Origin of the sequence: Ornithinimicrobium cavernae (assembly GCF_003121625.1) — a bacterium.
Lineage (GTDB): Bacteria > Actinomycetota > Actinomycetes > Actinomycetales > Dermatophilaceae > Ornithinicoccus > Ornithinicoccus cavernae.
This window is the reverse complement of sequence record NZ_QDDJ01000012.1, coordinates 19,200-38,969: the sequence shown is the minus strand read 5'-3', so window position 1 is coordinate 38,969 and position 19,770 is coordinate 19,200. Positions and strand designations below refer to the sequence as shown.

Sequence of the window (19,770 nt, the reverse complement as noted above, 5' to 3'; positions counted from 1 at the left end):
CCGGGTGGTGGGAGGCTGGAGCGCATGGACACTCCCACCCACGAGGACATCGTCGCCGCCGGCCTCACGGACTGGCGCGATCTGGCGCAGGGCCTGCACGCCCGGTTCGGGACCGGCGACTTCGTCACGGGCCTGAGGTTCGTCACGGCCGTCGGTGAGGCCGCCGAGGAGGCCGGCCACCACCCCGACGTGACCCTCACCTATCCCCACGTCGACATCGCCCTGATCAGCCACGACGTCGGTGCGATCACCCAGCGCGACATCGACCTGGCACGGGAGATCAGCTCGATCGCCGCGGACCAGGGGGTCGTCAGCCACCCGGGCGCCCTCGTCCAGGTGGAGCTGGCCCTCGACAGCGCCGACATCCCGGGCGTCGGGCCGTTCTGGGCCGCCCTGCTGCGCGGCACCACGGAGGCGCTGCAGGGCGGCGACGTGGTCGGTGATGCGCGGGTGCCGCTGCTGTGGTTCCAGGACACCGACGCCCACGAGACGCCGCGCCAGCGCTTCCACCTCGACGTGTGGGTCCCGGCCGAGCTGGCGCAGGACCGCATCGCCGCCGCGCTCGCCGCCGGAGGGACCCTCGTGGACGACGAGGCAGCCCCCGCGTTCACCGTCCTGGCCGACGCCGAGGGCAACCGCGCCTGTGTGTGCACGACGGAGCGCTAGCGCGCTCGCCCCGCCAGGACCCTGTGCCGGGACGGGCCCCGACGACCGGCGACGGAGCGTCGGAGGATGAGCACGGCGCTGTCGCTGCGTGGCGCAGGCTCGAACGCTGCCGCAGGCACGTGCTGCCCCACCTCGGCGCTGAAACCCCGGGGTGGGCTCGCCGCGTAGCGGCGCGCCATCCACCGCGGCACCACCAGGTCCGCCCTCGTCAGGTGGCTCCGGTGATCGGTGAGCCGGCGCACCAGGGCCGCCCCCACGGCATACGGCGGGTTGGCCACCACCCGGAACGGACGCCCTGGCAGCGGCACCTCGAGGAGGTCCGCCTCCACGACGGTGACCGGGAGCGCGGCATACCGCTGCCGCAGGGTCGCGGCGCGACCCGGGTGCAGCTCGACAGCGACCGTCCGGGCGCCGCGGCGGACCAGGGGAGTGGTGAGGGCGCCGGTGCCGGCACCGAGGTCCAGCACGAGCTGCCCAGGGCGGACACCCGCTCCCCGGACGACGCGCTCAGCCCAGCCGCTCCTCAGCAGGTGACGCCCCCAGCGCCGACCTGCCGCGGACACGACGCACCATCATCAGGAACTGGCTCATGGCGCTCACCGTAGGGACCCGGGGCGTCGGGCTCAACAGGTTTCCCGCTCGCTCAGGAGGGCGGAATCAGAGCACCTTGGAGAGGAACGCCTGGGTGCGCCTGTGCTGCGGGTTGGTGAGCACCTCGGTCGGGTCGCCCTCCTCGACGATCACGCCGCCGTCCATGAAGACCAGCTTGTCGCCGACCTCGCGGGCAAAGCCCATCTCGTGCGTGACGACCATCATCGTCATGCCCTCGTGGGCGAGCTTGCGCATCACGTCGAGGACGTCGCCCACGAGCTCGGGGTCGAGGGCCGAGGTGGGCTCGTCGAACAGCATCATGTCGGGGTTCATCGACAGGGCCCGGGCGATCGCCACCCGCTGCTGCTGACCACCCGACAGGTGGGCCGGGTAGGCGGCCTCCTTGTCGGCCAGACCCACCTTGGCGAGGTTCTCCCGGGCGATCTTCTCCGCCTCGGCGCGCCCGCGCTTCTTCGCCCGCTGTTGGGCGATGGTGAGGTTGCGCAGGGCGGTCATGTGCGGGAAGAGGTTGAACTGCTGGAAGACCATGCCGATCCGGGAGCGCACCGCATCGAGCTCGGTGTCGGGGTCGGTGATGTCGATGCCCTCGACGAGGATCTTGCCGGAGGTCGGCTCCTCCAGGCGGTTGACGCAGCGCAGCAGGGTGGACTTGCCCGAGCCGGAGGGGCCGATGACACAGACCACCTCGCCGCGGTTGACGTGGAAGTCGATGCCGGTGAGGACCTCGTTGTCACCGAAGCTCTTGTGCAGGTCACGGACCTCGATGGCGGGCGCCGCGCGGTCGAGCTCCTGGTGGGGGTTGAGCTGCTCCATCACCGGCTCCTCTTCTGCTTGCTCTCCATCCACGCCACCAGCCGCGTCAGCGGCAGGGTGATGGCGAGATAGAGCAACGCGGCGAACATCAGGCTCGTCGCAGTGCCGGCGGATGGCCCACTGCTCATGAAGTCCCGAGCCAGCGTGGTCAACTCCTTCTCGTTGGCGGCGAGCCCGATGACGAAGAGCAGGGACGTGTCCTTGAGCAGGATCACCAGCTCGTTGGTCAGCGGCGGGATGACGATGCGCAGCGCCTGCGGCATGACGATCGAGGCCATCGTCCACCGCGCGTTCATGCCGAGGGACCGGGCGGCCTCGTTCTGGCCCTTCGGCACGGCCTCGATGCCAGCACGGAGGGTCTCGGCCATGTAGGCGCCGGCGACCATCATCAGCGCGATGAGCCCCGCCCCGACCGTGCCGCCGGGGGGCCGCCAGCCGAAGGCGATCGGGACCCCGAGGCCCATGAAGATGATGACGACCAGCGCCGGCAGGCCGCGGAAGAGCTCGATGTAGGCGATGGCCAGCCACCGGAACGGCGCGATGGGAGCCAGCTTCATCAGCACCAGGATGACGGCGAGGACGAAGCCCCCGACGAAGGCGACGATCGTGTAGAGGATCGTGTTCTTCACCCCGACGAAGACCATGTCCCGCCAGTTGCCGGTGAAACCCTCGGTCAGGAAGAAGTTGTGCTTGATCGCTCCCCAGTCGGCGACGAGGGCGAAGGCGATGACGATCGCCAGGAACACGGCATACAGCGACAGTGTCATGGCGCGCGTCCGCGCGCTGCGGGTCATCATCGTCTCGCCCTCGCCGCCCGCGCCGTCAGCGGCTGGTGGTGGACTCGGCGTCGTCCGCGGGGGCGTCCGCGGAGAAGTACGTGTTGTAGAACTCGTCGTACTGGCCGCTGTCCCTCAGCTCGGTGAGCTGTCCGTTGACCGCCTCGACCAGGGCGTCGTTGCCCTTCTTCATGGCCAGGCCGTAGGTCTCGTCGGTGTCGTACTCCTCGACGATGGTGAAGTCGCCCTTCTTGGCGTTGTCCACGTTGACCGGCAGGTCCTGCAGGGCGGCGTCGACCTGACCGGCGAGCAGCGCCTGGAAGATCTCGGCGTTGCTCGGGAAGGCGATGAGCTCGGCACCGGTGGCGTTCTCCTTGGCGTAGGCCTCACCGGTGGTGCCCTGCTGCACAGCGACCCGCGTGCCGTCGAGGTCGTCGATCGAGGCGATGTCGGAGTCCGTGGGGACCAGCAGCGACTGGAGGGAGTCGTAGTAGCCGTCGCTGAAGGCGAGGTTCGCGGCACGCTCCTCGGTGATCGTCATCGCCGAGGCGACCAGGTCGCACTCGCCGGCGTTGAGGGACAGGCCCGACTGCAGCCCGTCGAACGCGGAGTCCTTGACCGCCAGCTCGAGGCCGAGCCCGTCGGCGATGGCCTGCACGATGTCGATGTCGAAGCCGCTGAAGCCGGACGGGGCCGACTCGTCGAAGTCCTCGAAGGGCGGGTAGGGCACGTCGGAGCAGACCGTCAGGGTGCCCTCGCTCACCAGGCCGAGAGCCGAGGTGTCGACGTCACCCCCGGTGTCGCCCTCGGTGCTCGTGTCGCCGTCGCCACCACCACCACCGGGGCTGGTGTCGTCGCCGTCCTCGCTGCCGCAGGCGCTCAGGGACAGGACCAGCGCGGCAGCAGCCGTTGCCGCAAACAGGGGTCGAATGTTCATTTCTGCACTGTAACGGTGGCAGGGCCCTGAATGACAGAACCGTGACCGTTCCGTAAGGTGCGCCGCCGGCTCACGGCCCGCCTCGCCGCCCGTGCGTCCTGGGTGGGTCGTAGCCACCCTCGGGTGGCACCATCTCGCCCCGGACCCCGAGAAGCCGGATCGGGCGCTCGTCCTGCAGCGCGTCGAGCAGGGCCAGCGCCGTGCCGGCGATGACCTCCACGTCGAGGGTCGGCTCGGCCAGCTTGCGGACCCGGGTCACGGTGAAGAACGGTGCGAAGCGCACCTTGAGGTGCACGCGCGCACAAGCCCGTGCCTCGGCGCGGAGGTCCTCGACCACCTGGCCGGCCAGCTCCCTGAGGGCGGCCTCGATCTCTGCCCGTTCGGTGAGGTTCTCCTGGTAGGTGGTCTCGTGCCCGTGGGCGCGGGCCACCCACGGTGTGTCGTCCACGTGACTGCTCCCGGCTCCGGCCCCGAGTCGGCGCAGGTGCGGGCCGGTGGCTGGTCCGAACTCGGCGGCCAGGTCCTCCTCGGCGGCGTCCGCCAGGTCCTGCACCGTCCGTATGCCGAGGCTCGCCAGCCGCTCCGCGCTGCGGGGACCGATGCCCCACAGGGCCCGGGTCGGCCGGTCACCCATCACCGCGGACCAGTTCGCGCGGGTGAGCCGGAAGACCCCCTGCGGCTTGCCGAACTCCGTGGCGTTCTTGGCGCGGACCTTGGTGTCGCCGATCCCGATCGAGCAGTGCAGGCCGGTCGCCTGCAGGACCGCCGCCTGGATCGCCCGCGCCGTGGCCTCGGGGTCCTCGGACTCGATCCCCACGAAGGCCTCGTCCCAGCCCAGCAGCTCGACGACGGCACCGGGGAACGTGCGCAGCGTCTCCATCACCTGGGCCGAGGCCGCCTCGTAGACGGGGAAGTCCACCGGCAGGAACACCGCGTCCGGGCACCGGCGCACCGCGGTCTTCAGGGGCATGCCGGAGCGGACCCCGAACTCCCGTGCCTCGTAGGACGCCGTCGAGACCACGGCTCGCTCGGTGGGGTCCCCGCGTCCGCCGACGACGACCGGGCGACCCACCAGCTCGGGCCGTCTCAGGAGCTCGACGGCGGCGAGGAACTGGTCCATGTCGACATGAAGCACCCACCTGGCCATGGCCCCCATCTTGCTGCGCGCCGTCCGCGGCAGCCAGATGAGAGAGCTCTCACGAACATTTCACGACCCACTCATGACGATCGGGTGAACTATGTGTCACGCACCGAGACACGGCGCGGCACGACCAGGAGGTAGACCGGATGTTCCGCACCGAGGACCACGACCCGTTCCGGGTCCTGCTGTACTCGCACGACTCCGTGGGCCTGGGCCACATCCGCCGCAACCTCGCGCTGGCGCACACCCTGGCCGCCGACATCCCGGCGCTGACCGGCCGTGCGGTCACGGGCATGCTCCTCACCGGTGTCGACCACGGCACCGACCTGGACGTCCCGGCCGGCTTCGACGTCGCCCTGCTGCCCGGCATCCGCAAGGGCGGCTCGGGCTACCAGCCCCGCCACATGCAGGTCCCGATGGGCGAGCTGATCGCCCTGCGGGGGCGGATCGTCAAGGGGATCACAACCGGCCTCGCCCCGGACCTGGTCATCGTGGACCGCCACCCCTACGGTGTCGACGGCGAGCTGCGCAAGGCACTGACCAAGACTCGCCGGAAGCGTCCCGGCACGACGATCGTCCTCGGCCTGCGCGAGGTGCTCGACGAGCCCGAGTCCGTGGCGCGGGAGTGGGAGCGGATCGGTGACCTGGACCGCTTCCGCGAGATCTTCGACGAGATCTGGGTCTACGGCGACCCGACGGTGCACGACGTGCGTGAGACCGGCGAGGTGCCCGAAGAGCTGCACGACCTGGTCCGTTACACGGGCTACCTCGCCAGTGGCCGCAGGTGGGTCCCGGAGACCGACCCCACCGAGCTGCCCTTCGTGCTGAGCATGGTCGGTGGAGGCAGCGACGGCAAGGACGTCCTCAGCATCGCGGCGCGGGCGACCGTGCCCGCCGGGCACCGCCATCTCGTGGTCGCCGGTCCCCAGATGCCGGTCGAGGACCTGGCCGAGATCCAGCGGGTCGCTGCCCCGGGCACGCGGGTCGTTGCCTCGGTGCCGGACGGACTGGCCACGATCCGCCGGGCCAGCGCCGTCGTCTCCATGGCCGGCTACAACACCGTGTGCGAGGTGATGAGCACGGACACCCCGGTGCTCCTCGTGCCCCGCGAGGCGCCCCGACAGGAACAGCTCATCCGGGCCCGCGCCCTGAGCGCCTCCGGCTCGGTCGACCTGGAGCGCCTGGCCGATCTCACCCCCGAGCGCCTCGGCGCCTGGTTCGCCGGCGCCGTCTCCCGCAGCCAGCGCCGCGACAGCATCGACCTGGCCGGGCTGGCCGGGGTCGCCCACCGCGTCGCTGCGCTCCAGCACGACGTCGACGTCAAGGAGTTCCGCCGTGTTGCCGTCTGACCGCACCGCCCGCGTGGGTTACGTGCTCAAGGTCTACCCGCGCTTCTCCGAGACCTTTGTGGTCACCGAGATCCTGAGCCGTGAGGCGGCCGGCGAGGACCTGGCCATCTTCGCTCTGCGACCCACGACCGACGCCCGGTTCCACCCGGAGATCGCTCGGGTGCAGGCACCCGTCACGCACCTCCCCAAGCCGGTCAAGCTGACCGACGCCTGGGTGGTCCTGCGCGAGGCCCGCGCCGCCATCCCCGAGCTGGACACCCGCCTGCCCGGCATCCTGCCGCTGCTGGTGCGGCTAGACCCCCCGGAGGCCGTGCAGGGCATCCACCTCGCCCTCAGCGCGACCGAGCAGGGCATCACCCACCTGCACGCCCACTTCGGGTCGATGGCGGCGCGGGTCGCCCGGGTCGCGAGCGCGATCGCCGGCATCCCCTTCTCGGTCACCACCCACGCCAAGGACCTGTTCCACGAGGACGTCGACCACGAGCTGCTCCACGACGTGCTCTCGCACGCCGATCACGTCGTGGCCATCAGCGAGTTCAACCGGCAGTTCCTCCAGCACCGTTATCCCGACCTCGCCGAGCGGGTCGTGCTGATCCGCAACGGGCTGGACCTCACCCGGTTCGCCTACGACGAGCCGGGTCCGCTGAGCGGCCCGCTGCGGGTGGCCGCGGTCGGTCGGCTCGTGGAGAAGAAGGGTTTCACGCACCTGGTCGAGGCCGTGCGCCAGCTGGTGGACCGTGCGGACAACGACCGGGGCAGCGGCCACGGCAGGGGCACCCGGCCGGCGGTGCAGGTGCGGCTCGCCGGTGACGGCGAGCTGCGGGAGACGCTGACCGAGCAGGTCCTCGCGTCCGGGCTCGGCGACACGATCGAGCTCCTCGGTCCCCGCCAGCAGGAGGAGATCCGCGATCTCCTGCGCTGGGCCGACGTGATGGTGGCGCCGTGCGTCGTCGGCGCCGACGGCAACGCCGACGGCCTGCCGACGGTGCTGCTGGAGGCCATGGCGATGGGGGTCCCGGTGATCGCCAGCGACGTCACCGGCATCCCTGAGGCCGTGCAGGACGGACGCACCGGGCAGCTGCTCTCCGCCAACCGGCTCGGGGAGGGCGACGTGAGCGAGCTGGTCGACGCCCTGGACCGTGTGGCCGACCCTGCCTACCCCCGCGCCGCCACCGCGCGCGCTGCCAGAGACCTGATCGAGGCCGAGTTCGACACCGCGCTCCAGGCGCGGCGACTGGCCCGCCACCAGCAGGACGACGTCCTGCTGGTGGGCTGAGAGGAGATGCCGACCATGACGCGCGTTGCCTACCTGTCCGCCGACCCCGGCGTGCCCGCCTTCGGGACCAAGGGCGCCTCGGTCCACGTCCAGGAGATCATCCGCGCCTTCCGTGACAGGGGCGCCGAGGTGGGGCTGTACACCGCCCGCACCGACGACCACGTCCCGGCGGACCTGGCGGACGTGCCCGTCGTGCACGTGCCGGTCGACGGGTCCGCTGAGCAGCGGCGCGCCGACAGGAGCCTCCCGCGGGAGGAGCGCACCGCCCGTCGTGAGCACCGTCAGGTGGCGGCCGCGCACGAGCTGGCCGCCCGCGCGATCGCCGACGGCGCAGACCTCGCCTACGAGCGCTACTCGCTCTTCTCCACCGCGCTCGCGGAGGTCTGCAGCACCCTGGGTGTGCCCGGGGTCCTGGAGGTCAACGCCCCGCTGATCGACGAGCAGGCCACGCACCGTGACCTGGTCGACACCGAGGGCGCGCTGCGGGCGCTGCGCACGCAGGTGGCCGCCGCGTCCGTCGTGGCGTGCGTCTCCGAGCCCGTCGCCGCCTGGGTCCGCGGCCACTGCCCCGACGCCGCCGACCGGATCCGGGTCACGCCCAACGGCGTGAACACCACCCGGATCGCCCCCTCGGCCGCTGCCCCGGTGGGGGACCCGGTCGTGCTGTTCGTCGGGACCCTCAAGCCCTGGCACGGTGTCGAGGTGCTCCTCGAGGCCGCGGCGGTCGCCCGTGAGCGCTGGCAGGTGCGGATCGTCGGTGACGGGCCGCAGGGGCAGGCGCTGGCTGAGCAGGCCGAGCGTCTGGGCGTGCCCGTCGACTTCCGTGGCGCGGTCGCGCCGGGGGACATCCCGGCCGCCCTGGCCGGAGCGAGCATCGCGGTGGCGCCCTACCCCGTGCTGGACGGTGGCGCCGACCAGTACTTCTCACCGCTGAAGATCTACGAGTACGCCGCGGCGGGGCTGCCGGTCGTCGCCTCCCGGGTCGGTCAGGTGCCGACCATCGTGCGCGACGGCGAGAACGGTCTGCTCGTCGAGCCGTCCGACGCCACCTCCCTGGCGGCCGCGATCGACACCCTGGTCGCCGACCCCGAGCGGGCCCGTGCCCTGGGCCGCGCCGGTCGGGCCATGGTCGAGACCGGTCACTCCTGGGAACGGGTCCTGGAGCAGATCCTGGACGGCCTCTCCCTGTCCGACGGCTCCGTGACGGAAGGTGTCGCATGAGCTCGTCCACCCGCGACGTCAGGGCGACCGCCCTCCGGCGGACCCTGGGGCTGGTGCGCCCGCACGTCAGACAGCACACCCCGATCCTGGCCGGCGGCGCAGTCGCCCTCCTGCTCGAGGTCGTCTTCCGCGTGCTGGAGCCGTGGCCCGTCAAGTTCGTCGTGGACGCCGTGACCCGCTCCCTGGGGGCTGACCTGGCCGACCCCGGTCCGCAGGCGTCCCTCCGGCTGCTGCTGGCGTGTGCCCTGGCGACCGTGGCGCTCGTCGGCTTCCGCGCCATCTTCAACTACCTGGCGACGATCGCCTTCGCGCTGGGCGGCTCCCGGATCGCGACGGAGCTGCGGCAGCGGGTGTTCCGCCACGTCAACAGCCTCTCCCAGCAGTACCACTCGACCTCGCGGTCCGGTGACCTCGTCCAGCGACTCGTCGGTGACGTCGGCCGGTTGCAGGAGGTCGCGGTCACCGCCGGTATGCCGTTGCTCGTCAACATCTTCACCCTGGTGGCGATGTCGGGGGTCATGTTCTGGCTCGACCCCATGCTGGCCGTCATCGTGGTGGTCGCCGGAGTCGTGTTCCTGCTGATGTCACGGACCAGCTCACCGAAGATCACCCACGCCTCCCGGAAGACCCGCAAGGCCGAGGGCGACCTGGCCAACATCGCCCAGGAGACCGTCGGAGGCATGCGGGTCGTCCAGGCCTACAACCTCGAGAGCGCGCTGGAGGAGAAGTTCAGCGGCCGCAACAGCAAGTCGCTCAGGGACGGTGTGCAGGCCCGACGGCTCGCCGCGGCGCTCGAGCGGGGCACCGATGTCCTGGTCGGCGTCGCGACCGGTGCGGTCCTGCTGCTGGGCGGCTACCGCGTGATGCAGGGCGCTATGACGCCCGGTGACCTGGTCATCTTCCTCACCTACCTGAAGACCGCAATGAAACCCCTGCGTGACCTGGCCAAGTACACCGGTCGCATCGCACGCGCCGCGGCCTCCGGTGAGCGGGTCGCCGAGGTGCTCGACCAGGAGCCCGACATCACCAGCCCCGCCGACCCGGTGCGGATCGGACGGATCCACGGGGACGTGCGGCTGGAGAACGTCACCGTCGGCTACGGCGACGACCCGCCGGTCCTGCACCGCCTCGACCTCCACATCCCGGCGGGCCAGCGGATCGCCGTGGTCGGTCCCTCCGGCGCCGGCAAGTCCACGCTCACCGGACTCGTGACGCGGATGCTGGACGTCCGGGGAGGCTCGGTCCGGGTGGACGGGGTCGACGTGCGCCGCCTGGACCTGCACGAGCTGCGTTCCCAGGTCGCTGTGGTGCTGCAGGAGTCGGTGCTGTTCACCGGCACCATTGCCGACAACATCCGGTACGGCGACCTGGGCGCGAGCGACGAGCAGGTGCGGTGGGCCGCCCAGGTCGCCCGGGCGGACGAGTTCATCAGCCGGATGCCGGAGGGCTACCAGACCCAGGTCGGCGAGCGTGGTGCCACCCTGTCCGGCGGTCAGCGGCAGCGGATCGCGGTCGCGCGGGCCCTGCTGCGGGACGCGTCCGTGGTCGTCCTCGACGAGGCAACCTCCGGGCTGGACGCCGAGAACGCCGGTGCGGTGCGCGAGGCCATCGACCGGCTCACCCGTGGGCGCACCACGATCGTGGTGACCCACGACGAGCAGACGGCCCGCGAGTGCGACCGCATCGTGTGGATCGAGGGCGGGAGCGTCCGGTGGGACGGTCCCGCCGACGGCACGCTGCCCGAGGGGACCGCCTTCACCGGCTCGTCACCGGCGGCGACGCCGACGACGGACGCCACGGAGGTCACGTCAGAGCCGGCAGAGCCGGTGCCCACCGGAGCGGGGGCGGGAAGGTGACGGCGCCCGTGCGCGCGGTGGCAGCGACGTCGCCGGGGGAGCGCCGCCCCTCGGCGGGTGCCCGCGCCGCCGCGGACCTGCTGATCGACGGGGAGCGGCTGTCGGCGCTGCTCGGCCGACCGGTCCGGGCCACCCGGCTGCGCTTCAAGCCCGGCCTGTCCACCACCGCCGTCCTCGTGGACCCGGCGGGCACGGTGCCGCCAGGGTGGATCCAGGTGAGCCACCCCGGACACCAGGACAAGGTGCGCAACGCCCTGCGCCGTGCCCACGACCGCGACCTGCACGTGCACGTGCTGCGCACCGGGGACCTGACGGTGGCGCACGGTGACCTCGACAGCGACCCCCGACTGCAGCGCGGCCTGGACGGGCTGCGCAGCGTCCACCCGTCAGTGCGCCAGGCGGTCGCGGCAGGCCGCCTGGAGGTGCTGCGCTACAACCCGCAGCGGCGGGTGGTGCTGCGCCGCGCGCTGGCGCACGGGGAGGCCCTGGTCCTGCGGGTCACCGCCGACCAGCAGCACGATGTGCGGGCCCGCCTGGCCGCCTACGCCGCGGCGGGTGTCCCGGTGGTGGAGCCCGTCAGCGCCCGGGGCCTGCACCGCACCCGCAGGGTCACCGTCTGGCCCTGGTTCGGCCGTGGTGACCTGGCCCACCTGTCGGCGGTCCGCACCGACGGCTCTGCCGGTGCACCGACGGCCGGGGGGCCGACCCGTGTCGACGCAGCCGAGGTCACCGCCGCCGCGGCGGCTGCCGGGGAGGCGCTGGCGCGCCTGCACCGTGCGGACCTGCGCCACCCGCGGGTGCCGGACCCGGTGCCCGCGCTGCAGTCCCTGGTCGAGGAGCTGGCCGCGCTCGACACGTCCGGGGCGCACCGGGTGGGCCTGCTCGCCCGCCGGTGCGGGGACCGGATCGCGGCGACCGACTGGGCGACCGGACCCGTCCACGGTGACTTCTCCGCCGACCAGGTCCTGGTCGGGCGCGCGGGTGAGGACACCGTCCGGCTGACGGACTTCGACCGGGCCGGGCACGGGCCGCTCCTGGCGGACCTGGGCAGCTTCGCCGCCGCTGAGCTGCTCGCCGTCACGGACGGCGCGGCCGGGCCCACGGCCTGGGACGTCGCCGCGCTGCCGCTGACCAACCACCTGCTGGCCGGCTATGCGCACACCGGAGAAGGCGGCGCCGGCGGAGGCCGTGCCGGCGCGCTTGCTGCGGACGACCCGGCGCTACGCACCTGGGTGGCCCGGGCACTGCTGGCCCGCGTCAGTGAGCCGTTCCGCGCCGGGGACCCCGACTGGGTCGAGGGCATCCACCGTCGTCTGGACCAGGTCGAGCTGGTGCTCCGGTGAGCGCCGGGTCCACGGCCGAGTCGGCGCGAGCGAGCCGGCCCCCGCAAGCTGCCGTGACCGGTGGGCCCGGCAACGGTCCGGTGCCGGAGACGGTGGCTCAGGGGGAGGACGTGGTCACCGTCGAGCGGGCCTGGCCACGGGGCGACAAGGACGGCGCGCAGATCCTGCTGGTCGAGGGACGCGACCAGGGGGGCCGGCTGCGTGCCGGCCGGCTGCACCTCCACCCGGCTCCGGGAGCGGGGTGGCGCGTCACGAGGACGGAGCTCACGCCGCCCGCCGAGGACCCCAGGCTCCCGGACCTCGCTGACGCGGCGCGCGGGGCCACGCTCGTGGTGCACCGGTTCGGGCGGCGTGCCGTCGTCCGCAGGGCCGACGACTACATCAAGGTGGTGCGTCCCGGGGAGGGGCCGACCATCGCCGCTGCGGCGCGTCATGGGCGCGAGGTGGCCCGGCTCGCTGGCTTCGGCGCCCCCACAGTGGGTGAGGTCGGCCAGGGGCAGGTGAGCTTCGGCATACTGCCGGGCCGGAGCCTGCACGAGCTGGGCGGCACACTCACCCGCACCGACTGGGCCAGCTGGTGGGACCTGTGGGCGCGGCGCTGGATCCTCCTCGCCCACCACGAGGCGACCGGGCCCTCGCGTCACCGGCCCGCCGTGCACACTGCGCAGGACGAGGTCACGGTGCTGCAGCGCTGGGTCGACCGGGCGCTGCGCCTCGGTGCCCTGCCCGCCGACCTGCACGGCCACGTCGGGCGGCGCGTGGAGGCCGCGTGCCGGGCCCTGGTCAGCGGCGCCGCGCAGAACCTGGTGCTGAGCCACCGCGACCTGCACGACAAGCAGATCCTGGCCCACGGGGACGCCCTGGGGCTGCTGGACTTCGACACCGTGGCGCTGGCCGAGCCGGCTCTCGACCTGGCCAACCTGTGGGTCCACGCAGGTCTGCGCGCCGACCAGGGGCTGTGGTCGCGCGGTCACAGCGAGCTCGCGGGGGACCGGATCCGTGAGGTCGCGGCGTTCCTCGAGGTGGACGAGAGCCGGTTCGAGGCATATGCGGAGGCGACGCGGCTGCGGCTGGCCTGCCTCTACGCGTTCCGCCCACGGCACCGGGCGCTGGCGCTGGCCTGGGCGGCCGACGCCTGAGAGCTCCCGGAGTCTGCACTCGGTGCAGATTTGCACCCAGTGCAAACAGGGGCGTACGGTTTCCCTTGTGTCCAGCGCCCCCACCACCCGTGACCCGCGAGGTCACGCCGCGCCCGCGCCACCGGCCGGCCGCCGGGAGCGGAACAAGGCGCGGACCCGGGAGCGGCTGCTCGAGGCGCTGCGCAGCCAGCTGACCGAGGACGGGCTGGAGCTGATGACCGTCGAGGCGGTCGCCGAGGCCGCCGGCGTGTCCAGGCGGACGTTCTTCAACTACTTCCCGAGCCTGGAGGCCGCGGTTGCCGAGGGGATGTCGGTGCCGATCGCCGGCATGACGCAGGCGTTCGTGGCCCGCCCACCGGACGAGGCGCCGCTGGTGGCGATGGAGCGTGCTCTCGAGGCCGCCCCCGTGCCGCGCGAGCTGCTCCACTGGATCGCCGCGGTCAGGTGCTCGGGTCTGGAGCGTCACGCGGTCGCGGTCAACATCTGGGCCTACCACCAGGAGTGGCTCGAGAGGTTGCTGCGGGAGCGGCTGAAGCACGCCGACGAGCTGGCCGTGACCAGTCTCGCCGGGGCCGTGATGGCGATCTTCGAGGCCGCCGAGCGTCGCTGGCTCCAGACCACGGGCGAAACCGTCGACGACGAGGCGGCCGCGGAGTTCAACCGGCTCCTGCGCCGGGGGCTGCAACTGGCCGCCCGGGGCTGGACCACCGAGGTTCCAGGGACGACGACCGGCTGACCCGGTCCACCGCGACCCACCGACCACCTCGCCGACGTCACCACCGACCCGGCCCATCCGCAGACGACAGCACCGACCCCCGGACCGCGGTCCGGGACACCGAGAGGAAAACCCGTGGCCTCCTTCCTGCACCGACTGGGGCGCTGGTGCGCCGAGCACGCCTGGCGGACGATCGTCGCCTGGATCCTGGTCATGGCCACCGCCGGGACCGCGGCCGCAACCATGATGAAGCCGCTGAGCAACGAGTTCAGCATCCCCGGCTCGCGCTTCGAGCAGGTCCTGCAGGACCTGGAGGCTGCGCTGCCCGCGGCCGCGGGCGCCAGTGGGACGGTCGTCTTCTCCTCCGAGGGTGGGTTCACCGACGCCGAGCGGCAGGAGGTGGCCGACCTGCTCGCCGAGTGGGAGCAGGTCGAGGGGGTCGGCGCGGTCACCGACCCGTTCACGACCCAGGCGCAGCTGGACGGGTCCTCGGCCCAGCTCGACGACGCCCGCGAGCAGCTGCACCAGGGACGGGCCGACCTGGAGGCGGGCCGGGCGGAGCTCGTCTCCGGACAGGAGGAGATCGACAACGGCTGGACCCAGTATGAGGCCGGGCTGGCCGCGCTGGAGGAGAACCGCGACGCGTTGCCGCCGGAGATGGTGGCCGACGCCGAGGCCCAGCTGGCCGCCGCCAGGGAGCAGCTGGAGGCGGGCCAGGCCGAGCTGGACACCGGCGCCCGGGAGCTGGAGCAGGGTGAGGCAGAGCTGGCCGCGGGCGAGGAGGAGCTGGCGCTGGGGGAGCGGCTCGCGCAGCTCAGCGACGGGTTGCGGTTCGTCTCCGAGGACGGCACCGTCGCCCTCGCGCAGCTGCAGTTCGAGATGGACGGCGCCTCGCTGGACCCGGCCATCGGTCAGGAGCTGCAGGAGCTGGGCACCCAGCTGGCCGGGACGGGCGTCACGGTCGACTACTCGCAGGCGATCGTGCAGGACATCTCGAGCGTGGTCGGCGCGACCGAGGCCATCGGCATCGCGGTCGCCGCCGTGGTCCTGCTCGTGATGCTCGGCGGGCTGCTCGCTGCCGGCCTGCCGCTGCTGATGGCGCTGGTCGGGGTCGGCGTCGGGGTGGGCGGGGCCATGGCCCTGACCCGGTTCGTGGACATGAACAGCGCGACGCCGGCGCTGGCGCTGATGCTCGGCCTGGCCGTCGGCATCGACTACTCGCTCTTCCTCATCAACCGGCACCGCACCCAGCTGCGCCAGGGGATGGAGCTCAGGAGCTCCATCGCCCTGGCCACGGGCACCTCGGGCAACGCCGTCGTGTTCGCCGGGATGACGGTGTTCATCGCCCTCGCGGCGCTCGTGGTCACCGGCATCCCGTTCCTGGGCGTCATGGGCCTGGTCGCCGCCGGCACCGTGCTGGTCGCGGTGTTGCTGGCGATCACCCTGACCCCGGCGCTGCTGTCCCTCATGGGCACCCGGGCCCTGGGCCGGCGCGCCCGGGTGGCCAGGCACGCCCCTGCCGCCCCGCAGGGGCGGGGCGGCTGGGCCGCCTGGGTGCAGCGTCGCCCGTGGCTGGCAGTGGCCGGCGTCCTCGTGGTCGTGGGCCTGCTGGCCACCCCCGCGCTCGACATCCGGCTGGGGCTGCCGGACGGTGCCTCCGAGCCCGAGGACTCGACCGCCTACGCGGCCTACGACCTGACCAGGGAGCACTTCGGTGCCGGGTCCAACGGGCCGATCCTCGCGGTCGCCACCATGGAGCAGCCGATCGGCGACACCGAGCGTGCGCTCATGCAGGCCCAGGCGGGGATCGGTGAGGACCTGGCGGGCGTGCCGGGCGCGCGGTCCGTCGTGCCGATCGGCGTGAGCCAGGACCGCACGACGCTGGCCTTCCAGATCGTCCCGGAAGCCGGCCCGGCCGAGCAGGCCACCGTGGACCTCGTCGGCAATCTCGACGAGAGTGCTGCCGGGATCGGCGAGGCACACGGAGCGGAGCTCGGCTTCACCGGTCAGACCGTGGCCAACATCGACATCTCCCGTCAGCTGGCCGACGTGCTGCCGCTGTACCTGGTGGTCGTCGTCGGGCTCTCCCTGGTGCTCCTGCTGCTGGTCTTCCGCTCCCTGCTGGTGCCGCTGCTGGCCACGGGAGGTTTCCTGCTCTCCATCGCGGCGTCCTTCGGGGCCGTGGTCGCGGTCTACCAGTGGGGTGTGGGCAGCGCCTTCTTCGGGGTGCACGAGCCGGGCCCGATCCTGAGCTTCCTGCCGATCCTGCTCATCGGCGTCCTGTTCGGCCTGGCGATGGACTACCAGGTGTTCCTCGTCTCGGCGATGCGCGAGGCCCACGTGCACGGGGAGAGCGCCGCACGGGCGGTGGTCAGCGGCTTCAACCACAGTGCCCGGGTCGTCACCGCGGCAGCGATCATCATGATCTCGGTGTTCGGCGGCTTCGTGTTCGCGCACCTGGCGATGGTCCGGCCGATCGGTCTGGGCCTGGCGGTCGGCGTGCTGATCGACGCCTTCCTGGTCCGGATGACCCTCACCCCGGCCGTGCTCTCCCTGGTGGGGGAGCGGGCCTGGCACCTGCCGCGGTGGCTGGACCGGGTGCTGCCCGAGATGGATGTCGAGGGTGCCCGGTTGGAGCGCTCCCTGGGGGTCGACACCTACGAGGACGGGGAGGCCGACGTCGTTTCCGGGGCGGGCGAACCGGACTCTGCCGAGACGAGCCGGGAGTCGGTGCCCACGTCGGGCTGACCGGTCCGGGCCTCTGTCTGACCGGCACCGGTCCTCTGTCTGACCGGCACTGGTCCTCGGGCCGGGCCGCGACTACGGTCCTGGTGTGGCTTCCCCTCTCGCGCACCGTGTCGACGTCGCCCTCGAGGGGCTCACCCCCGGCTACTTCGCGCTGGTGATGGCCACCGGCATCGTGTCGGTCGGCCTGCAGCTGGAGGGCTTCGAGCTGCTCTCCCGGGTCCTGCTCGCCGTGTGCCTGACCGGCTTCGTCGTGCTGGGCCTACTGACCGTCATCCGGTTCGTGCGCTTCCGCCGTGCCATGGCCGGGGACTTTCTGGACCCGAAGCGGGCCTTCGGCTACTTCACCTACGTCGCGGGCACGAACGTCCTGGGCGTCCGCCTGTTCATGGAGGGCTACCACACGGTCACCGCGGTCTTTCTCGCGCTGACCGCGACGGCCTGGGCGGTGATGGGCTACGTGATCCCGTGGACCGCTGTGCTGGGGAAGGTGGCCCGCCCGGTGGTGGCCAGTGCCAACGGGACCTGGTTCATCTGGGTGGTGGCCAGCCAGTCGGTCGCGGTGGCAGCCGCGACGCTGGAGCCGGTGAGCGCGACGGCCACCCACGGGTTGTCCGTGCTCGCGGTCGTCGCCTGGTCGGTGGGTGTCTTCCTGTATGCGGCGGCTGGGGTCATCGTGACGCTGCGGATGCTGCTCTATGACCTTCGCCCGGAGGACCTGGACCCGCCCTACTGGGTCGCGATGGGGGCGTGCGCGATCACTGTCCTCGCCGGCGCGCGCATCGTGGAGATGGCGGCGGCCCCCATGGTCGACGCGACCCGGGGGCTGGTCGCCGGACTGTCCGTCGTGTTCTGGTCGTTCGCCACCTGGCTCATCCCGGTGCTCTTCGCAGCCGGCCTCTGGCGGCACTGGCTCAACAGGGTGCCGCTGCGCTACGAGGCGACGCTGTGGAGCATGGTCTTCCCCCTGGGCATGTATGCCGTGGCGGGGATCTACCTCGGCCGGGCCGACCGGCTGCCGCTCGTCGGCTGGATCGGGCGCGTGGAGCTCTGGCTCGCCTTCGCGGTCCTCCTGGTGGTGCTGACCGCGATGCTCCGGCACGTGGTGGTCACCGTGCTCCGGCCGGCGGCGACCGCGGAGACTGACACCGCAAAAGCCCTTGTCCGCCGCGATCCCACGACGTAGATTCGGCAGTACACGAGAAGGGAGGTGGTCCGACCTGTGAATACCTATCGGACGCGTGAGGTGGCTGAGCGCTGAGCCCGGCCTTCGCCTGGCCTCCCTGCCCCGGCAGTGGCCAGAACCCGGACGGGTGACGCGAAAACCACTCAGTCACCGGAGCCCGTGAGTACGGCGCGTATCGTCCACCGCGCCCCCGTGCACCCGCACGGAGCTCACGGGCTCTTCCGTGTCTTCGCGTCAGGGTGCCTGGTCGACGAACCGGAACTGGACGCGCACGCTGCCGTCGAGCGGGACGACCAGCGTCGAGTTGCTGGGGGACCACCGGTCCGGCACGAGGAAGAGCTGGCCCTCGCCCTGGATCAGCAGACGCAGCCCGCGATAGCGAAACCGCAGGTCCTCGGGGCCCTCTGCGGGCAGCGCTGTCTCCTCGACGATCCCGTCGGTGAGGAACAGCCGCTGCGACGTGTCCAGGATGACCGCCGGCAGCTCGTCGAGGTGACGTGCGGTCTGCCTGGCGTTGCCCCGGCCGCTCCACTCGGCGAGGGTGGCGGTGGCCCAGAACATCGTCGTCGCGACCACGACCAGGGCGAGCGCGGTCACTGCAGGCCGGGCCCACCGGGCCCGCCGGTCCGCCGACCGACGCAGCCACGGCGGCGCCGTCGGCATCCAGAGCACGTAGGCGAGCGCGCCGGTCCCGGCACCGATCAGCGTCGGGGCGACCAGGGGATACAGGATCCACCGTCCGACCCACGGGAAGGCGAACAGGAGGACCAGACCGGCAGTGAGCACCAGGAGCGCCAGCACCAGGGCACGCGCCACTGCTCGGGCCGACGGCCCGTGGCGCCGCAGGTGGACGTGGGCCAGCAGCAGGCCGATCGCCCCGAGGGCGATGGCGAGGAGCGGCACGAGCAGCACCTGGGGGCTGCGCATGACGAAGTCGTTGGTGGACAGGCCGATGGTGTCGACATCGAGACCGAAGTAGCGGAACTGGGCCCTGGAGGAGACGTAGCCGAAGTAGAACAGGAGCGCGGTGAGCAGGGTGACGGGTGCGATGACGCTTCCGCCGACGCCCAGCCACCTGCTGACCTGGTCCAGCACCGAGGGCGGCCTCGGCTCGGGGTCGGTCACGATGGCCTAGCCGGTGGTCTCGGACACGTCGGAGGTGGTCTCCGTGGGCGTCGCGTCCGTCGTGGGCGCGTCCGTCGTGGTGGGCGGGTCGGTCGTCGGGGGGACGTCGGTCGTCGTGGGCGGGTCGGTGGTCTCGGTCGGCCAGTCCGTGAGCGCGTCCGACCAGTCCACGGTGTCCACGTCGGCACCGGTGAGTACCGCCTGGAACGAGCTGCACACGCTCTCTGCATCGGCGGCACACGTGACCCGACCGGTCTGGAAGGCGATCTCACCGAAGCCGTCCGGGCTGGCGGCGATCTGCCGGATCGATACCTCGCACTGACCGGCGTCGTCGAGCACATCGGGTGTGTCGAGGCAGGGAGGGTGGGCGCCGGAGCACCCGCCGTCGGTCCACTCATAGACCCCCGCCGGGGCGACGGCCAGTGAGGTGACCTCGAGGGTGAGGTCTGTGGGGAGGTCCGGGGGGCCGCTCCAGTTGATGACCGCGCAGCGCAGGGTGGCGTCCGTCGGATCGACCTCGGTGAACCCTCCGATGGGCAGCCCGGCCAGCTCCAGGGCGACGTCGTCGGGCGCGCTGGCGCCCTCCTCGGTGGTGCTCGTGTCCTCGGTGGCGGGCGTCGTGAACTCCTCGGTGCTCGGCAAGCCCGTGGACGTCGTGGGGGCAGACGTCCCGGTCTCATCTGCTCCGGTCCCCGACTCCGAGCTCGTCGGGCTGGGTTCCTCGGGTGTCACGGTGCCACCGCAGCCCACCAGCAGGAGCAGGACACTGCAGGTGAGCGCGACCAGGAGGAACGGCCGGCGTGATGACGCCGGTCGACGGGGGAGTGCGGTCCCGGCCACGGTGGCCTCCTCGGTGTGGCCCACAACCGA

At 72.3% G+C, this 19,770-nt stretch carries 17 protein-coding genes; 10 read left to right on the top strand and 7 right to left on the bottom strand.

Annotation, left to right across the window (positions count from 1 at the left end):
• Nucleotides 1-24 precede the first annotated feature (24 nt).
• On the top strand, nucleotides 25-666 hold the full coding sequence (locus tag DA085_RS14260) for a 4a-hydroxytetrahydrobiopterin dehydratase (RefSeq protein WP_109473654.1): 642 nt from the start codon (nucleotides 25-27) through the stop codon (nucleotides 664-666).
• Here the strand turns inward: DA085_RS14260 and DA085_RS14255 are convergent.
• From DA085_RS14255 to DA085_RS14235, 5 genes are all read right to left on the bottom strand, one after another.
• A complete protein-coding gene (locus DA085_RS14255; RefSeq protein WP_109473653.1) occupies nucleotides 663-1,229 on the bottom strand; it encodes an rRNA adenine N-6-methyltransferase family protein in 567 nt (188 codons plus the stop codon). The two genes, DA085_RS14260 and DA085_RS14255, sit on opposite strands and share 4 nt — an antisense overlap.
• Before the next feature lie 94 nt (nucleotides 1,230-1,323).
• Nucleotides 1,324-2,091 carry an amino acid ABC transporter ATP-binding protein gene (locus DA085_RS14250; RefSeq protein ID WP_109473652.1) on the bottom strand — a complete coding sequence of 256 codons (768 nt, stop codon included), beginning with the start codon at nucleotides 2,089-2,091 and terminating at the stop codon, nucleotides 1,324-1,326.
• Complete coding sequence (locus DA085_RS14245) at nucleotides 2,091-2,858, bottom strand: amino acid ABC transporter permease (RefSeq protein WP_237565527.1); 768 nt, start codon at nucleotides 2,856-2,858, stop codon at nucleotides 2,091-2,093. Before DA085_RS14245 ends, DA085_RS14250 begins: the two co-directional genes overlap by 1 nt.
• Nucleotides 2,859-2,913: 55 nt before the next feature.
• Nucleotides 2,914-3,804: a transporter substrate-binding domain-containing protein gene (locus DA085_RS14240; protein ID WP_109473650.1), complete on the bottom strand. Its 891-nt coding sequence runs from the start codon at nucleotides 3,802-3,804 to the stop codon at nucleotides 2,914-2,916.
• A 70-nt stretch (nucleotides 3,805-3,874) separates the two neighbouring features.
• Nucleotides 3,875-4,951 carry a DNA polymerase IV gene (locus DA085_RS14235; RefSeq protein WP_109473649.1) on the bottom strand — a complete coding sequence of 359 codons (1,077 nt, stop codon included), beginning with the start codon at nucleotides 4,949-4,951 and terminating at the stop codon, nucleotides 3,875-3,877.
• Nucleotides 4,952-5,091: 140 nt separating this feature from the next.
• Here DA085_RS14235 and DA085_RS14230 point away from each other — a divergent pair, with 140 nt between their 5' ends.
• The 9 genes from DA085_RS14230 to DA085_RS14190 all read left to right on the top strand — a co-directional run bounded on the left by DA085_RS14230 (nucleotide 5,092) and on the right by DA085_RS14190 (nucleotide 17,775).
• Nucleotides 5,092-6,294, top strand: coding sequence for a glycosyltransferase family protein (locus DA085_RS14230; protein WP_109473648.1), 1,203 nt, complete (start codon nucleotides 5,092-5,094; stop codon nucleotides 6,292-6,294).
• The gene (locus tag DA085_RS14225; RefSeq protein WP_109473758.1) at nucleotides 6,284-7,570 is read left to right on the top strand and encodes a glycosyltransferase; all 1,287 of its coding nucleotides are present in this window, start codon (nucleotides 6,284-6,286) and stop codon (nucleotides 7,568-7,570) included. The genes DA085_RS14230 and DA085_RS14225 overlap by 11 nt, the downstream gene beginning before the upstream one ends.
• Before the next feature lie 15 nt (nucleotides 7,571-7,585).
• Nucleotides 7,586-8,791 (top strand): glycosyltransferase family 4 protein, encoded by a 1,206-nt coding sequence (locus DA085_RS14220; protein ID WP_109473757.1) that lies wholly within the window; start codon nucleotides 7,586-7,588, stop codon nucleotides 8,789-8,791.
• The gene (locus DA085_RS14215) at nucleotides 8,788-10,647 is read left to right on the top strand and encodes an ABC transporter ATP-binding protein (RefSeq protein WP_109473647.1); all 1,860 of its coding nucleotides are present in this window, start codon (nucleotides 8,788-8,790) and stop codon (nucleotides 10,645-10,647) included. Before DA085_RS14220 ends, DA085_RS14215 begins: the two co-directional genes overlap by 4 nt.
• A gap of 8 nt (nucleotides 10,648-10,655) precedes the next feature.
• The gene (locus DA085_RS14210; protein ID WP_161958508.1) at nucleotides 10,656-11,990 is read left to right on the top strand and encodes a phosphotransferase; all 1,335 of its coding nucleotides are present in this window, start codon (nucleotides 10,656-10,658) and stop codon (nucleotides 11,988-11,990) included.
• Nucleotides 11,987-13,129, top strand: coding sequence for a hypothetical protein (locus tag DA085_RS14205; RefSeq protein WP_154402207.1), 1,143 nt, complete (start codon nucleotides 11,987-11,989; stop codon nucleotides 13,127-13,129). The genes DA085_RS14210 and DA085_RS14205 overlap by 4 nt, the downstream gene beginning before the upstream one ends.
• 67 nt (nucleotides 13,130-13,196) lie before the next feature.
• The gene (locus DA085_RS14200) at nucleotides 13,197-13,865 is read left to right on the top strand and encodes a TetR/AcrR family transcriptional regulator (RefSeq protein ID WP_161958507.1); all 669 of its coding nucleotides are present in this window, start codon (nucleotides 13,197-13,199) and stop codon (nucleotides 13,863-13,865) included.
• 114 nt (nucleotides 13,866-13,979) lie between these two features.
• Nucleotides 13,980-16,592: an MMPL family transporter gene (locus tag DA085_RS14195; protein WP_109473643.1), complete on the top strand. Its 2,613-nt coding sequence runs from the start codon at nucleotides 13,980-13,982 to the stop codon at nucleotides 16,590-16,592.
• Between the two features lie 85 nt (nucleotides 16,593-16,677).
• Nucleotides 16,678-17,775: a tellurite resistance/C4-dicarboxylate transporter family protein gene (locus tag DA085_RS14190; RefSeq protein ID WP_237565525.1), complete on the top strand. Its 1,098-nt coding sequence runs from the start codon at nucleotides 16,678-16,680 to the stop codon at nucleotides 17,773-17,775.
• Nucleotides 17,776-18,009: 234 nt separating this feature from the next.
• Here DA085_RS14190 and DA085_RS14185 read toward each other — a convergent pair whose 3' ends face one another.
• The gene (locus DA085_RS14185; RefSeq protein ID WP_202619251.1) at nucleotides 18,010-18,900 is read right to left on the bottom strand and encodes a hypothetical protein; all 891 of its coding nucleotides are present in this window, start codon (nucleotides 18,898-18,900) and stop codon (nucleotides 18,010-18,012) included.
• A gap of 6 nt (nucleotides 18,901-18,906) precedes the next feature.
• The gene (locus DA085_RS21365) at nucleotides 18,907-19,740 is read right to left on the bottom strand and encodes a hypothetical protein (protein WP_202619250.1); all 834 of its coding nucleotides are present in this window, start codon (nucleotides 19,738-19,740) and stop codon (nucleotides 18,907-18,909) included.
• Between the last annotated feature and the right edge of the window lie 30 nt (nucleotides 19,741-19,770).